15 protein-coding genes are annotated in these 14734 nt (G+C 64.2%); 11 read left to right on the forward strand and 4 right to left on the reverse strand.

Translation table 11 applies throughout. The features are described from left to right. Positions 1-388: 388 nt before the first annotated feature. A complete protein-coding gene (gene tyrS / locus NX05_RS00065) occupies positions 389-1600 on the reverse strand; it encodes a tyrosine--tRNA ligase (RefSeq protein ID WP_039431503.1) in 1212 nt (403 codons plus the stop codon). A 170-nt stretch (positions 1601-1770) separates the two neighbouring features. Between tyrS and NX05_RS00070 the strand changes: the two genes are divergently transcribed. Both NX05_RS00070 and NX05_RS00075 read left to right on the forward strand, forming a co-directional pair. Next, on the forward strand, positions 1771-3189 hold the full coding sequence (locus NX05_RS00070; RefSeq protein ID WP_039431506.1) for a M23 family metallopeptidase: 1419 nt from the start codon (positions 1771-1773) through the stop codon (positions 3187-3189). Between the two features lie 383 nt (positions 3190-3572). Further along, the gene (locus tag NX05_RS00075) at positions 3573-4706 is read left to right on the forward strand and encodes an anhydro-N-acetylmuramic acid kinase (RefSeq protein WP_039431508.1); all 1134 of its coding nucleotides are present in this window, start codon (positions 3573-3575) and stop codon (positions 4704-4706) included. A 41-nt stretch (positions 4707-4747) separates the two neighbouring features. On the opposite strand, the gene NX05_RS00080 is transcribed toward NX05_RS00075, so the two are convergent. The 3 genes from NX05_RS00080 to NX05_RS00090 form a co-directional block, all read right to left on the reverse strand. Further along, a complete protein-coding gene (locus NX05_RS00080) occupies positions 4748-4975 on the reverse strand; it encodes a hypothetical protein (RefSeq protein ID WP_039431512.1) in 228 nt (75 codons plus the stop codon). A gap of 58 nt (positions 4976-5033) precedes the next feature. After that, positions 5034-6329 carry an AmpG family muropeptide MFS transporter gene (locus tag NX05_RS00085; RefSeq protein ID WP_017115463.1) on the reverse strand — a complete coding sequence of 432 codons (1296 nt, stop codon included), beginning with the start codon at positions 6327-6329 and terminating at the stop codon, positions 5034-5036. A gap of 319 nt (positions 6330-6648) precedes the next feature. Further along, on the reverse strand, positions 6649-7449 hold the full coding sequence (locus tag NX05_RS00090) for an exodeoxyribonuclease III (protein ID WP_039431517.1): 801 nt from the start codon (positions 7447-7449) through the stop codon (positions 6649-6651). A gap of 121 nt (positions 7450-7570) precedes the next feature. Here NX05_RS00090 and pyrE point away from each other — a divergent pair, with 121 nt between their 5' ends. The 9 genes from pyrE (at position 7571) to NX05_RS00140 (ending at position 14708) form a co-directional block, all read left to right on the forward strand. Then, complete coding sequence (pyrE, locus tag NX05_RS00095) at positions 7571-8230, forward strand: orotate phosphoribosyltransferase (RefSeq protein ID WP_010381976.1); 660 nt, start codon at positions 7571-7573, stop codon at positions 8228-8230. A gap of 22 nt (positions 8231-8252) precedes the next feature. Then, on the forward strand, positions 8253-8933 hold the full coding sequence (locus tag NX05_RS00100; RefSeq protein ID WP_042504360.1) for a hypothetical protein: 681 nt from the start codon (positions 8253-8255) through the stop codon (positions 8931-8933). Between the two features lie 115 nt (positions 8934-9048). After that, positions 9049-9846 (forward strand): ParA family protein, encoded by a 798-nt coding sequence (locus NX05_RS00105; protein ID WP_039431521.1) that lies wholly within the window; start codon positions 9049-9051, stop codon positions 9844-9846. After that, on the forward strand, positions 9846-10775 hold the full coding sequence (locus tag NX05_RS00110; protein WP_010374720.1) for a ParB/RepB/Spo0J family partition protein: 930 nt from the start codon (positions 9846-9848) through the stop codon (positions 10773-10775). Before NX05_RS00105 ends, NX05_RS00110 begins: the two co-directional genes overlap by 1 nt. Before the next feature lie 35 nt (positions 10776-10810). Beyond that, a complete protein-coding gene (locus NX05_RS00115; RefSeq protein WP_039431524.1) occupies positions 10811-11119 on the forward strand; it encodes a helix-hairpin-helix domain-containing protein in 309 nt (102 codons plus the stop codon). A gap of 204 nt (positions 11120-11323) precedes the next feature. Continuing rightward, the gene (locus tag NX05_RS00125) at positions 11324-12289 is read left to right on the forward strand and encodes an NAD-dependent epimerase/dehydratase family protein (RefSeq protein ID WP_039431527.1); all 966 of its coding nucleotides are present in this window, start codon (positions 11324-11326) and stop codon (positions 12287-12289) included. A 380-nt stretch (positions 12290-12669) separates the two neighbouring features. Continuing rightward, positions 12670-13392: a glycosyltransferase family 2 protein gene (locus tag NX05_RS00130; protein WP_039431530.1), complete on the forward strand. Its 723-nt coding sequence runs from the start codon at positions 12670-12672 to the stop codon at positions 13390-13392. Further along, positions 13392-13733, forward strand: a complete 342-nt coding sequence (locus NX05_RS00135; protein ID WP_010374733.1) for a lipid-A-disaccharide synthase N-terminal domain-containing protein — start codon at positions 13392-13394, stop codon at positions 13731-13733. Before NX05_RS00130 ends, NX05_RS00135 begins: the two co-directional genes overlap by 1 nt. Positions 13734-14138: 405 nt before the next feature. Beyond that, positions 14139-14708 carry a hypothetical protein gene (locus tag NX05_RS00140; RefSeq protein ID WP_039431534.1) on the forward strand — a complete coding sequence of 190 codons (570 nt, stop codon included), beginning with the start codon at positions 14139-14141 and terminating at the stop codon, positions 14706-14708. Positions 14709-14734: the final 26 nt, after the last annotated feature.

Genomic DNA, 14734 nt, shown 5'->3' on the forward strand with positions numbered 1-14734 from the left:
GCAGGCTTTTCATCCTCGTCAACCCCTCGTGAAGAGGAAGTTGCCGCCACTGCACCTCAATCCGCCGTAGCGTCTTTCCGTGTAGCTAGCCGCCCATCATAGCCGGCTTTTCCGTTTCGTCAACACCTTATTTCAAGGATTGTCGAACCCTTTCCGCTTCGGTTTCGCAGTTGCGATGCCGTTGCGTCGGGGAGGCGAACTATATGCCCGCCAAACCAATTTGGGAAGTGTTTTGTGAAAAATTTTTCACGAAATTGCCAAAAATTTGCGCTACGCCCCAGTCACCCTTGCGAAAGGCCTTCAAGGCCCCTGCAACCGCTACCTCTATCTGATAGGTACGCAGTGTATGACCACAGAGATTGCCGCCCTGCAGCAACCTCGATGCGCTCTATCCAATAACCAGCGACACGCGGGCAAAATTGCGCTTACCCACTTGGATGAGGCCTTCAAAGCCCTGAGTGAAAACGCGGCTGGCGTCTTCCATCACTTCCCCGTCGATCCTGACCGCGCGTTCCTTGAGCTTGCGGGTCGCTTCGGAATTGCTGGGCGTCAGCCCGGCAGTAGTCAGCAGGCTGGCGATACGCAAACCTTCGGCCGGCACCAGGATTTCCTGCAACGGCAATAGACTGGTGTCACCCTGCCCTGTTACCACGGCATGCCAGCCGGCAATGGCCTGCTCTGCCGTTGCGGCATCGTGGAACCGTGTGGCCAGTTCGCGCGCCAGCCGCAATTTGACCTCGCGCGGGTGCAGTTCACCGGAGGCGACCTGCTCTTTCAGGCGCAACGCTTCGGCCACGCTGATATCGAAGGACAGCAGATCGATCCAGCGCCAGGTCAGTTCGTCGCCGATCTTCATGGTCTTGGTAACGATGTCGATGGCTGGCTCGTTGATGCCGATGTAATTGCCCAAGGACTTGGACATCTTGGCGACACCGTCCAGGCCTTCCAGCAGCGGCATGGTCAGCACGATCTGCGGGGCCTGGCCGTAATGCTCCTGCAGGCCGCGACCCATCAACAGGTTGAACTTTTGATCGGTGCCGCCCAGCTCGACGTCCGCCTTCAAGGCGACCGAGTCGTACCCCTGCACCAATGGATAGAGGAATTCATGGATGGCGATCGGCTGCTGGCTGCCGAACCGCTTGGCGAAATCGTCGCGTTCGAGCATGCGCGCGACCGTGTGCTGGGCGGACAGCTTGATCATGTCCGCCGCGCTCATCTGGCCGAACCATTCAGAGTTGAAGCGTACTTCGGTGCATTCGCGGTCCAGGATCTTGAAGACCTGCTCTTCATAAGTCCGTGCGTTGGCCAGCACATCCTCACGGCTAAGCGGCTTGCGGGTGGCATTCTTGCCGCTCGGGTCGCCAATCATTCCGGTGAAGTCGCCAATCAGGAAAATCACCTGATGACCAAGCTGCTGGAACTGCCGCATCTTGTTGAGCAGCACGGTGTGGCCCAGGTGCAGATCCGGCGCGGTGGGATCGAAGCCGGCCTTCACCCGCAATGGCATGCCTGATTTCAGCCGTACTTCGAGCTGATCGAACTTGAGGATCTCTTCAGCGCCACGGCCGATGAGTGCGAGGGATTCTTCGATAGTGGCCAACTACAGACTCCAGCGGCGCTTGCCGTCAAAAACGTGAACGATGTTAAACGCGAGTTAATTTTGCGCCGAACGAAAATAATGAACAGGCTCAATGGTTTGACGCGCTGTTACAGGCTCTCTATGGTACTGGCGATTGGGCTCGCACTTCGAGCCAGTTAGGAATTTGAACGATGCAGAATTCAGAGCAGGGCCGTGCACGCAAGCGGCGCTTTCAAGAACGCCTCCACGTCCTCCACGACACTGCACTGCATCGCAAGCTCAAGGCGCATCTTCCGGCAGCATTCAAAGACCGTTGGACCCGCCGCCATTGGATCCATGCCAGCCTGTTCGCCACGATCGGCGCGCTAGTTGCCACGATTGTGCCGGGCTTCTCCAACGCGATCGACACACCGCTTTCCAGCCCTTCCACGCTGGCATTGCCGTTGCCGCCGCTGCTGCCCAGCCGAAAGCAGCTGGCGCCGAGTACCGACTGGGAAATTCTGCAGGTCAAGCCAGGCCAGACGCTGAGCACCTTGTTCGGCGAGCTGGGGATTCCGACCACGGTGATGTATCAGGTGCTGGCGCATCCCGGCACCAAGGAGGCGCTGACCAAGCTGCGTCCGGGCGCAGAGATCGCTTTCGATATGCCGACACCGGGGCAGTTGCGCGCACTGCGCTTTGATCGCGACGACAGTCATCGGGTGGAGCTGCGCCTGCTGGGCGACAGCGTGCGCGAGAACGTCACCGAGCGCGCGACCACCACGCGCACGGTGGTGGCTAGCGGCGAGATCAGCAGTTCGCTCTATGCATCGGCCAACAAATCCGGGCTATCGCCAGCGGCGGTAGCGATCATGACCGACGAGATCTTCAAGTACGACATCGACTTCGACAAAGATCTGCAACCCGGCGACCGTTTCAGCGTGGTGATGGATGAGACCTGGCGCGAAGGCGAGCGGATCAGCACCGGCGACATCCTGGCGGCGACGTTCACCACTGGCGGCAAGACCTACACCGGCTTCCGCTTCGAGCGCGCCGGCAAGCCGGCCGAGTACTTTGATATCAATGGCCGGCCGCTGAAGAAAAGCTTCATCCGCATGCCGGTGGCCTATAGCCGGATCAGCTCCACCTTCGGTGCGCGCATGCATCCGGTACTGGGGACCATGCGCATGCACAAGGGCGTGGACTACGCGGCCGCCTCGGGGACGCCGATCATGGCGGCTGGCGATGCGCGGGTGGTGTTTGTCGGCACCCAGCGCGGTTACGGCAACGTGGTGATCCTGGATCACGGCAAGAACTACAGCACCCTGTACGGGCACATGTCGCGCTTCGGCAAGATCAAGGCCGGGCAGCACATCAACCAGGGCACCGTGATCGGCTATGTCGGCATGACCGGCATGGCCACCGGACCGCACCTGCATTACGAATTCCGCGTGGCCGGGCAGCAGCGCAACCCGATGTCGGTGACGATGCCGCCACCGGAACCGCTGCAGGGCGCCGAGCTGGCGGCTTTCCGTGCGCAGACGGCGCCAGCCATGGCGCGCATAGAAGGGATGGAGAAGCTGATCTACGCCGATGCGGGCAAGCCTGCCAATGGCAAGTCGCGCGGCTAATTGCGTGCGGCTGAGCAACTGCGCCGGCCGTTGAGGTGGTTGCACAGTGCAAGGTCCGCCGAAGCTGACATCGCGTGCAGTGATGACGCGCGGCGAGCTGCCGTGCGGGCACTTGCTGCAACCAACTATGCGCAATGACGGCCCGACTTCACGCACACGGTGTTGGGCCTGACCTGTCGCCCCGCATGCCGTGAACGCGTTCATTAGAGATGCCTGCGGCTTGCGGGCAATCTCGAAGCCTCCCCCGATCGGCGGCAACGCGCGTAGCGCAGGTACCGGTGCCGCGGTGATTTCCCGCTGCGCATCTATTTCCAGATGCAAGAAGAGTTGACGGACATGGCACAGCTGCACAAGCTGGCCGACCGTGCATATTTGGCCTCGGCATGCCTGTCCTGGAACACGTTGACTCCCCTCTTTATCTGGGCCTGATGTCGGGCACCAGCGCCGACGGCATCGATGCGGCACTGGTACGCTTTGCCGATGACACCCACCGCCGCTGCGAATTGGTGGCCGGGACGACGGTGGCGTGGGAGCCGCAGTTGCGCGAGACCTTGGTGGCGCTCGGCCAGGGCGCCGAGACCGTGGCCATTGATGCGCTGGGGCAGTTGGATGCGCAGGTGGGGCTGGCATTCGCGGCGGCGGCCAATCAGTTGATCCGCGACAGCGGCGTGGCGCGCCGGCAGATTCACGCGATCGGCTCGCATGGGCAAACCATCCGCCACCGGCCAAAGGCCGACCCGGCCTTCACCTGGCAGATCGGCGATGCCAGCCGAATTGCCGAGCACACCGGCATCACCACGGTGGCCGATTTCCGCCGTCGCGACGTGGCCGCCGGTGGCCAGGGCGCGCCACTGATGCCTGCCTTCCATCTGGCCATGCTGGGCGCAGGCGACGAAGACCGCGCCGTACTCAATCTGGGTGGGATCGGCAATCTGACCTTGATTCCGCGCGATGGCGCGGTGCTGGGATTCGATACCGGCCCGGCCAATGCGCTGCTGGACAGCTGGTGCCAACGCCATCGCGGCACGTCGTTCGATGTCGATGGCGCGTTTGCGGCCAGCGGGCGCGTCGATGCAGCGGTGCTGCAGACGCTGTTGGCCGATCCGTGGTTTGCGTTGCCACCGCCCAAGAGCACCGGGCGCGAGCAATTCCATCTGGACTGGGCCCTGCAGTCGATGGGCAGCGCGACGCTGGATGCCGCCGATCTGCAGGCGACCTTGCTCGAACTCACCGCTGCCAGCGTGGCCGATGCCTTGCTGCGGCTGCAGCCAACCACGCGTCGCGTGCTGGTCTGCGGCGGCGGCGTGCGTAACCCGGTGCTGTTGGCGCGACTGGCGGCGCGGCTGCCGGGCGTGGTGGTGGAATCCAGCGCGCGCCACGGACTAGACCCGGATTACCTGGAAGCGATGGGCTTTGCCTGGTTGGCAGCCGAGCTGCTGGCCGGGCGCGCAGCCAATCTGCCTTCGGTGACTGGAGCGGCCGGGCCACGGTTGTTGGGAGCGATCTATCCGGCGTGACCCGGTCGGTCTATTCCAGGCTCGATGGAGCGACTGCGGCGCTAGGGATTATTTCCCGCCGGCAGCGCCTTGAGCGCGGCGATCGCTTCGGCCAGGGCATCGACCTCCGGGTGCTGCAGGCCGCCAGTGACCTCGTATTCGCTGGAGAACAGGCCTTGTTCGAGCAGATGCATGACGGTCTGGTGCTGGGTCCAGCCACGTGCGACGGAAATGCGGCGAATACGGTCTACCAGCACCGGGTCGATGTCACGCAATACCAAATCGGTCATGCCCTGCCTCGTGCAATGCGCTGCCCCGCGGGCATCATCGGCAACCTTTGCGGACGTTTCAATCCGGTCGTCTGTCGTGCGCCAACAGCCGCGGCCACAACCAAGCCAGCAGCATCAGGGTGGGAATGACGGTCAGGGCGCTGAGGATGAAGAACGTGCTGTACGAAGTCGCCTGGACGAGGAATCCAGACACACCACCTGCGAACTTGCCCGGCAGATTGGCCAGCGAGACCAGCAACGCGTACTGGGTGGCGGTGAAGTTGCGGTCGGTCAACGAAGACATGAAGGCCACCAGCACCGTGGCGGCAAACCCCTGGAACAGGTTATCGGCGCTGAGCGCGGCATAGAACGCCCACAGCTTACCGGGGTTGTGCGCCATCAGCAGGAACGCCAGGTTGGATAACGCCACACCCAACGCGGCTACCAGCAACATGCGCCGGAACCCGAACGCGGCGATTGCGGCACCGCCAGCGAAGGCACCGACGATGCCCATCCAGACGCCGAACAGTTTGGAGACGGTGGCGATATCGGCTTTGGTGAAGCCCGAATCCAGGTAGAACGGCCCCGCCATGACGCCAATCACTTGGTCGGGAAATTTGTACAAGCCCACGAACAGCAGCAGCACGACACCCATCGCCAGCCCATTGCTGGAGAAGAAACTGGAAATCGGCTGCCAGAAGGCGCCGACCACATCGATGCGACGCACCACGGTCGCCTCGGGACGGTCGGGCTCGCGGCACAGCAAGGTGGTGACGATCGGCACCAGCATCAGTGCGGCCATACCCACGTACGCCCACGTCCAATCCAGGTATTGGGCCATGTACAACGCGCCTGCACCGCCCAGGATCAGGCCGATGCGGTAGCCCAGCGTGTAAGTTGCCGCTAGCGCGGCCTGCGCGGCATCCGGAGCGATTTCAATGCGGTAGGCATCCACCACCGAGTCCTGGGTGGCACCCCAGAACGAGGCAAACAACACCCAGCCCACCAAGCCCGTAACGCTCAGATCCGGGCGCGAAAATGCCAGCGCGAACAGGCCGATGGTGACGCCGATCTGCGCCACCAACAGCCAGGAACGACGACGCCCCAGAAACGCGGTGAGCGGAAACGCATAGCGGTCGATCAGCGGCGCCCACAGAAACTTGAGCAGATAGAAGAAGCTGGCCAGGCTGATCAAGCCGATGCTGCCCAGGTCCAGCCCCACATCGCGCAAGCGGGTCGACAAGGTCTGCGAGGCGATCAGCAGGAACGGAAGACCACTGCCGAAGCCGAGCAGCGCCATGGTCGCCGCCGATGGCGTAGCGAAGGCGCGCTGGATGCCGCGCCAGCCTTTATAAGTGGATGCGGGCTTGGTCATGCGTCAAACCGGTGAGAACGAACGCCGGTAGCTGTGGCGGGCAAGGCAGACTGCGCCGCTGCGTGCAGCGCGCCGTCGACAACAACCATCGCCGCCGAAGTCATGCCTGCGATGGTGTGTGCGGCATCGCCACGACGCTGGGCCGTCCCGAAGAGAAACGCCTTGCTCGCCATCGACCGACCGCGTGATGGCGACTGAGAGCCACCGCGCGAGCTGCACTGCCCGAAGCGTGACCGAATGGCGATGCTGCCAGCAAGGCTGTCGCCTTGTTCAGTAAAACGCTGGCGCGATGTTGCGCAAACCACTGACCTCGCCTGCCTCACTGCGCGTAATCCACGATGTAGGGCGCGTGGTCGGAGAAGCGCTCTTCGCGGTAGATCGAGCAGGCCTTCAAGGTGTCGCGCAGGCCGGGGGTGACCAGTTGGTAGTCGATGCGCCAACCGACATTGTTGGTGCGCGCAGCGCCGCGGTTGCTCCACCAGGTGTAGTCCTGGCCTTGTGGATGCAGCACGCGGTAGCTGTCGACCCAGCCGCGGCCTTCGGCGGCGTTGGCGTCTTCTGGCACGTCGGCGCACAGGCCGTTGAGCCAGTCGCGCTCGGGCGGCAGGCAGCCGGAGTTCTTCTGGTTGGATTTCCAGTTCTTGATGTCCAGTGCAGTGCGCACGATGTTCCAGTCGCCGCACAGCACGTACTGGCGGCCACTGGCCAGCCATTCGTCCAGGATTGGCCGCAGCCATTCCATTACCTGGAACTTGTAGCCCTGGCGCAACTCGCCCGAGGAGCCGGAGGGAATATAGAAGGACACCACGCTGAGGTTGCCGAAGCGCGCTTCGATATAACGGCCTTCTTCGTCGAACTCGGGCCAGTCCAGCGCGGTACGCACCTCATCGGGCTCGTGCCGGCTGTAGATCGCCACGCCGCTGTAGCCCTTCTTGGTGCTGGCGTCGCGGAACCAGGCCTTGTAGCCGGTGGGCAGGAAGTCGGGCCCGGCCAGTTGGTGCTCCTGGGCCTTGGTCTCCTGCACGCACAGTACGTCGGCGTCCTGGGCGGCGAACCACGCGAAGAATCCCTTGCTGGCGGCCGAGCGCAGGCCGTTGGCGTTGAAACTGATGATGCGCATAGGGGCCGGGAATGGGAAATTGGGAATGGAGAATCGTAAAGCCTACCCCAGGCGCATGCGGAAGGCTGCCGGCGCGCGATGCGTTTACCATTCCCGATTCCCTATTCCCCATTCCTGGCCAATGACCGACCACCGCACCCGTTTCCTGCAGCTGGCCCTGGGCGCCGATGCCCTGCGCTTTGGCGAGTTCACGCTCAAGTCCGGGCGACTCAGCCCGTACTTCTTCAATGCCGGGCGCTTCGATTCGGGCGTCAAGACCGCGCAGCTGGCGCAGTGCTATGCCGATGCGATCGATGCGGCCGGGGTGGACTTCGACCTGTTGTTCGGGCCGGCCTACAAGGGCATCCCGTTGGCGACCGCGCTGGCGTGCGCCTATGCCGGGCGCGGGCGCGACCTGCCGCTGGCGTTCAACCGCAAGGAAGCCAAGGACCATGGCGAAGGCGGCACCCTGATCGGCGCGCCGCTGGCCGGGCGCAAGGTCTTGATCGTCGATGACGTGATCACCGCCGGCACCGCGATCCGTGAGGCGCTGGGGATTATCCGCGCCGCAGGCGGGGTTCCGTCGGGCATCGTGGTGGCGCTGGACCGCCAGGAGATCGCCTCCGAGCAGGATCGCCGTTCTGCCGCGCAGGCAGTCGCCGCCGAGGCCGGCATTCCGGTGATTGCGGTGGCAAACCTGGGCGACCTGCTTGCTTTTGCGGCAAGAAACGCCGACCTTGTGGACTTCCGGGAACCGCTGTTGGCCTATCGTGGCCGCTACGGGACCGACACCACAGGCTGACGGCAGGCGACAGGGGGCTGCGATGATGCCAATACACACACGTTTGGCGTTATTCGCCGCCATCGCGGCAAATGTCGCTGCGACATTTGCCGTTGCCGTACCGGCCGGTGCGCAAGACAAGGCGACAGCCAAGAAGCTGTACTGCTGGAACCAGAACGGCGCCCGTGTGTGCAGCGATACGCTGCCGCCGGAGGCAGTGAACCAGGCGCGCGACGAATTCAACGCCAAGAGCGGTATGCGCAGCGCCGAGGTGCAGCGCGCGATGAGCAGCGACGAGCGCACTGCCGCCGCGGCCAGCGAGCAGCAACGCCAGGCCGATCTGGCCGCCGAGCAGATGCGCCAGCGCACCGACCAGGCAATGTTGATGTCCTATCAGAGCGAGGACGACCTGCGCCGGGTGTTTAACGAGCGCATCGTCATCGTCGACAACAACATCCATACCGCGCGCTTCAACGTGACCAGCCTGCGTGAGGGGCTGGCCAGCATGCTGCGTAGCGCCGGCGACCGTGAGCTGGCCGGACAGGCGGTGGCCGACAAGCTGGCAGCCGACATCCAGCAACGCCATCGCGATTTGATGGCGCAGTTGCGTCTGCAGACCAGCTTCGAGCAGCAACGGGTGGCGCTGGACAGCGAGATCGCTGACATCCTGCAGCGCTACCGGGCCATGAAGGAGCCACCCGGCGGCGCCTCGCCCACCGGCTGACCGAGGCCTGCGTCATTCCCGCCCGTGCGGCGTACCGCCGCGGGCGGCATTTCCCGATCCGACGCCCTGCCCGCATAATGGCCGGTCTTACTCTTCGCCCACGAGGCTCTCCCGCATGGCCCGGATCATCGCCATTGCCAACCAGAAGGGCGGCGTCGGCAAGACCACGACCGCAGTCAATCTGGCGGCCGGCCTGGCGCGCGCGCCCAAGCGTGTGTTGCTGGTGGATCTGGACTCGCAGGGCAACGCCACCATGGGCAGCGGCATCGATAAGCGCGATGTGGCCGCCTCCACCTGCGATCTGCTGCTGGGCGAAAACACCGCCGCCGAGATTCGGGTGACCGCGCCGGAAGGCTTCGACCTGCTGCCGGGCAACATCGACCTGACCGCCGCCGAGATCCAGCTGATGGACCAGGGCGAGCGCGAACAGCGGCTCAAGCGCGCATTGGCGCCGATCCGCAACGAATATGACTTCATCCTGATTGACTGCCCGCCGGCGTTGTCGCTGCTCACGCTCAATGCGTTGACTGCGGCCGATTCGATCATTGTGCCGATGCAGTGCGAGTACTACGCCCTGGAAGGGCTAACCGCGCTGCTGGAAACCATCGAAGCGCTGCGCGCCAACCTCAACCCGGCGCTGGAAATCGAAGGCGTGCTGCGCACCATGTTCGACATCCGCAACAACCTGGCCAATGCGGTGTCGGCGGAGTTGACCGAGCATTTCGGCGACAAGGTGTTCCGCACCATCGTGCCGCGCAACGTCCGCCTGGCCGAGGCACCCAGCCATGGCCAGAGCATCGTCGGTTACGACCGCACCTCGCGTGGTGGGGTGGCTTACCTCGGGCTGGCCGGCGAGATCGTGCGCCGCCAGAACGACCGCAATAAGACCTACCGGCCGGTGGAGACCGTCTGATGAACAAGCCGATGCCCGCAAAGAAGCGTGGCCTGGGCCGTGGCCTGGAAGCGCTGTTGGGACCGAAGGGCGCAGCCGCCGCCGCAGCGCCAAGCGCCGCTAGCGAAGACGCGTTGCAGCCGGGCGACAGCTTGCGCCAGTTGCCGGTGACCCAGTTGCAGCCGGGCAAGTACCAGCCGCGCCGGGAGATGGACGAGGTCAAGCTGGCCGAGCTGGCGGAGTCGATCAAGGCGCAGGGCGTGATCCAGCCGATCGTGGCGCGCGCGCTGGCGCCGGGGCAGTTCGAGATCGTGGCCGGCGAACGCCGCTGGCGCGCCTCGCAGCTGGCCGGGCTGACCGAGGTGCCGGTGGTGGTACGCGAGCTGGACGACCGCACCGTCATCGCGATGGCGCTGATCGAAAACATCCAGCGCGAAGACCTCAATCCGTTGGAAGAAGCGCAAGCGCTGCAGCGGCTGATTGACGAATTTTCGCTGACCCATGCCGAAGCCGCCGGTGCGGTGGGGCGTTCGCGTGCGTCGGTCTCCAACCTGCTGCGGCTGCTGGAATTGCCGGTAGCGATCCGCGTGCTGCTGGAAACCCGCCGCCTGGAAATGGGCCATGCGCGTGCGCTGCTCACCCTGGCGCCGGAACTGGCCAGCAAGCTGGCGCAGGAAGCGGCCGACCAGGGCTGGTCGGTGCGCGAAGTCGAACATCGCGCGCAGCAGTTCGCCGCCGGCAAGGTGCCCGGCTCGCTGCGCAAGGGCAAACCGGCACCGGTGGCCCCACAGGCCGATATTGCCTCGCTGGAAACCGAACTGTCCGAGTCGCTGGGCACCAAGGTGGTGTTCAATCACGGCCGCGGCGGCAAGGGCAAGCTGGTGATCCATTACACCGATCTGGACACGCTGGACGGTGTGCTCGAACGTCTACGTCTGCAGCGCAGCTGATCGCTGTTGCGCATCCAACTGGATCCTCGCCGGCCATGAATCCCGCCAAGGTGGACCGCCAGCATCTGCTGCAGCTGACCGACCTGCCCAACGTCGGGCCGGCCTGTGAAAAGGATCTGCGCCTGATCGGCATCCGCGTGCCTGCGCAGCTGCGCGGTCGTGATGCCTACGACATGCATGCACAGCTGTGCCTGCGCACCGGCGTACTGCACGACCCATGCGTGATCGATGTGTTCCTGTCGATCCTGCGCTTCATGGACGGCGAGGCGGCGCAGCCGTGGTGGAAGTTCAGCGCCGAACGCAAGGCCAAGCTTGCCAGCGAAGTACCGCTCGCCCTGCGGTGAACGAACACGCATGGCGCGCTGCAGCCTTTACCCGGAGCACCGCATGAGCTGCGACCAGTGCGAATCACGCCTGACGCGCTGCGCATCGCAGGCGCGTCAACAGCATCAAAGCGCCGACGCCGTACGCGGCGATGTCTGCGGCGCGCCGCACGTGCAGATCAGTTGCGCCGGCCTTTTGTTTCCGCATTTCCCAGGATCACAGCCATGACCATTCTCGTCACCGGCGCTGCCGGCTTCATCGGTGCCTACACCTGCCGCGCGCTGGCGGCCCGCGGCGAGACGGTGGTGGGGTTGGACAACTACAACAGCTACTACGACCCGCAGCTCAAGCACGACCGCGTGGCGGCGCTGTGCCCCGGCCTCGATATCCGCACGCTGGACCTGACCGATAGCGATGGCCTGGCTGCGTTGTTCGATGAGATCCAGCCCACACGCGTGGTGCATCTGGCTGCGCAGGCAGGCGTGCGGTATTCGCTGGAGAACCCGTCTGCCTACGTCGACAGCAACCTGGTTGGCTTCGTCAACATGCTCGAGCTGTGCCGGCACCGCGGCGTGCAGCACTTGGTGTACGCCTCCAGTAGCTCGGTGTACGGCGATTCGGCTACCCCGCCGTTTTCCGAAGACCAGCGCGTGGATCAGCCGCGTTCGTTGTATGCGGCGACCAAGGCGGCCAATGAACTGATGGGCTACACCTACGCGCAGCTGTACGGCCTGCGTGCGACCGGGCTGCGCTTTTTTACCGTATACGGGCCGTGGGGCCGGCCGGACATGGCGCCGCTGATCTTCAGCCGCGCGGTGCTGGCGGGGCGGCCGATCGAGGTGTTCAACCACGGCAAGATGCAGCGCGATTTCACGTTCGTCGACGACATCGTGGCCGGCGTGCTGGGCGCGCTGGATACGCCCGGCAGCGAGCCGGTGCCGCACCGGGTGTTCAACCTGGGCAACCACACGCCGGTGGAGCTGGAATACTTCATCGACGTGATCGCGCAGGCCGCAGGCCGCCCGGCCGAGAAGGTCTACCGGCCGATGCAGCCAGGCGACATGATCCGCACCATGGCCGACACCCAGCGCGCGCAGGCCGCCTTCGGGTTCGATCCGGCCACCCCAGTCGAGCGTGGGTTACCGCAGGTGGTGGCTTGGTGCCGGCAGTATTTCGGCGAGCGCGCCTAGGGCTTGTCGGGAGTCGATAGGGTTGGGCGCGTTTGTGGTTGATGGGCGTGCGCGGCGTAGGGTGTTGCGCCACGGCCCGGGCTGCTGGCTGGGCTACGATGTTGCGGGGACCGTGACGCCTATTTTCGCCCTTGCAGCATCTGATCGCGTGCGGCGAACAGAGCAAGTCGCGGCGCAAGACTTCTGCACGGCTGCGCCGAAATGCACGATGTGCCCACTCACCCACGCAGTGTGACTCTCTCTGGTACGCGCCACACGCTCCAGACCGCTTCCCGATCGCTCCGATTCGCATAACGCATGCTTGCTTCATGCCTGACTCAGAGAGTCAGGGCACAATGCGCGATCTTTTCGCTCAGCCTTCATCCGGCCACCCTGCATCCATGAGCCAACCTCAGCTGTCCGTCGTCGTCCCGGTGTTCAACGAGCGCGATAACGTCGCCACGCTGGTGGGCGAAATCGTCAGCGCCCTGCGCGGCGTGGTGGCCTTCGAAATCGTGTACGTCGACGATCATTCGCGCGACGACACGCTGTCAGTGCTGCAGGGCCTGAAGAGCACCACGCCGGAACTGCGCGTGCTGCATCACGTCACCCAGAGCGGCCAGAGCACGGCGGTGCGCAGCGGGGTGAAGGCCGCACGCGCCAGCTGGATCGCCACGCTCGATGGCGACGGCCAGAACGATCCGGCCGACATCCCCAAGCTGCTCATCGCGCGCAGCCAGGCGCAGGCGCAGGTGAAGCTGTTCGCCGGCTGGCGGGTCAATCGCCAGGATTCCGGCTCCAAGCGCTGGGCCAGCAAGTGGGCCAACGCGATCCGCTCGCGCATGCTGCGCGACAACACGCCCGACACAGGATGCGGCATCAAGCTGTTTGAGCGTGAGGCGTTTCTGGACCTGCCCTACTTCGACCATATGCACCGCTACCTGCCGGCGCTGATGCAGCGCGCCGGCTGGCGTACGGTGAGCGTGCCGGTCAACCATCGCCATCGCACCGCTGGCGTCTCCAAATACAACAATCTCAATCGCGCCCTGGTCGGCATCCGCGACCTGCGCGGTGTGGCGTGGCTGATCACCCGCAGCAAGCGCACCGTGGTGCAGGAACGCTGATGGACCCGTCCTTTCTCGACCAACCACTGACCTGGCTGTACTGGACCGGGATCCACGTTACCGGCTGGAAGCTGATCGGCTATGTCGGCGCGCTGATGTTCGGCGGCCGCTGGCTGGTGCAGTTCGTGGCCTCCAAACGCGCCGGCAAACCGGTGATTCCGCGCTTGTTTTGGTACATGAGCGTGGTCGGCAGCCTGATGACGCTGAGCTATTTCGTGTTTTCCGCGAAGCAGGATTCGGTGGGCGTGCTGCAGAACCTGTTCCCGGCGTTTACCGCGTTTTACAGCCTGTATCTGGATGTGAAGCATCGCGGGTGGAAGCGGGATCGGGCGGGTCATTGAGGCGGGGATTGGGGTTCCGATCTTTGATCCGTAACGTCTGGTCTGGATGTTTGTTTAATGATGATCGATGGTCGCTGATGCACGTCATGGCGCGTTGATGCGATCCGGTTGCATGTGCCGATGCAGATGCATTCCTGGACCAAATCTTTGGGCGATCGATTTTGTTAGCGATGCCTCAGCGCATTGATGCGACCGGTGCATTGCCGATGCATCGGATGCCTGACTGGGTTGTTTAGGCGGTGATGCATCGTGAGTGATGCGCGCCGGAGCGCATTGACGTGATCAGCACGCATCAACCGAGGCACTGCTGATTGCTGGACGCGTAGCGCTATCGCTGAAGGTTGACGCCTGCTTTTCGGACACACCACTGCGCATGTGGCCGACGCGATAATAGGGCGCCAGCCGATGTTGCCGTCGTTACGCCGCGGGCAGGCTGTGGTCATGTCCAGCGCCCCCTCTCATCGCCCGATGTCCATGACAATGCGCGAGGCAGCGTATTGGTATCTGCGACTGCCCACGCATCAGAACGTGCCGTTGTTCGCGGACTGGCGTTGCGCGCGCGCAGCAGCTGCCAGCTTGGCGCTGCCGCGGCATTGGCCAGGTGCGCAGTTGCTGTGCTGGGTGCTGCTGCCGGACGCATGGTGCGGGTTGCTGCAGGCACCGGGCAAGGCCGTGTTGCTGCAAGTGGCCGCGACGGCGCGGCTGATGGCTGCCGACGCGGTCAATCGCGCGCGCGGACGTGGCGGAACAGTGTGGCAGCCGCAGATGGAGGTTTCGGCGCTTCCGCTACGGGACGATCATCGACAGTTCGCCCGCACATTGGTCGCGATGCCGTTGCGTGCAGGACTAGCCGAGCAGATCGGCGGGTATCCGTACTGGGACGCAGTGTGGTTGTTGCCGGAGGATCACAACGCCGCACCAATCCACACGCCACATGGCCCTGCTGAGGTCACCAGAACAGGCGGAACACGCTGATGGCCACTTTCGCCGGGGGAGTTATC

Origin of the sequence: Xanthomonas vasicola (genome assembly GCF_000772705.2) — a bacterium.
In the GTDB taxonomy this organism is placed as follows: Bacteria; Pseudomonadota; Gammaproteobacteria; order Xanthomonadales; family Xanthomonadaceae; genus Xanthomonas; species Xanthomonas vasicola.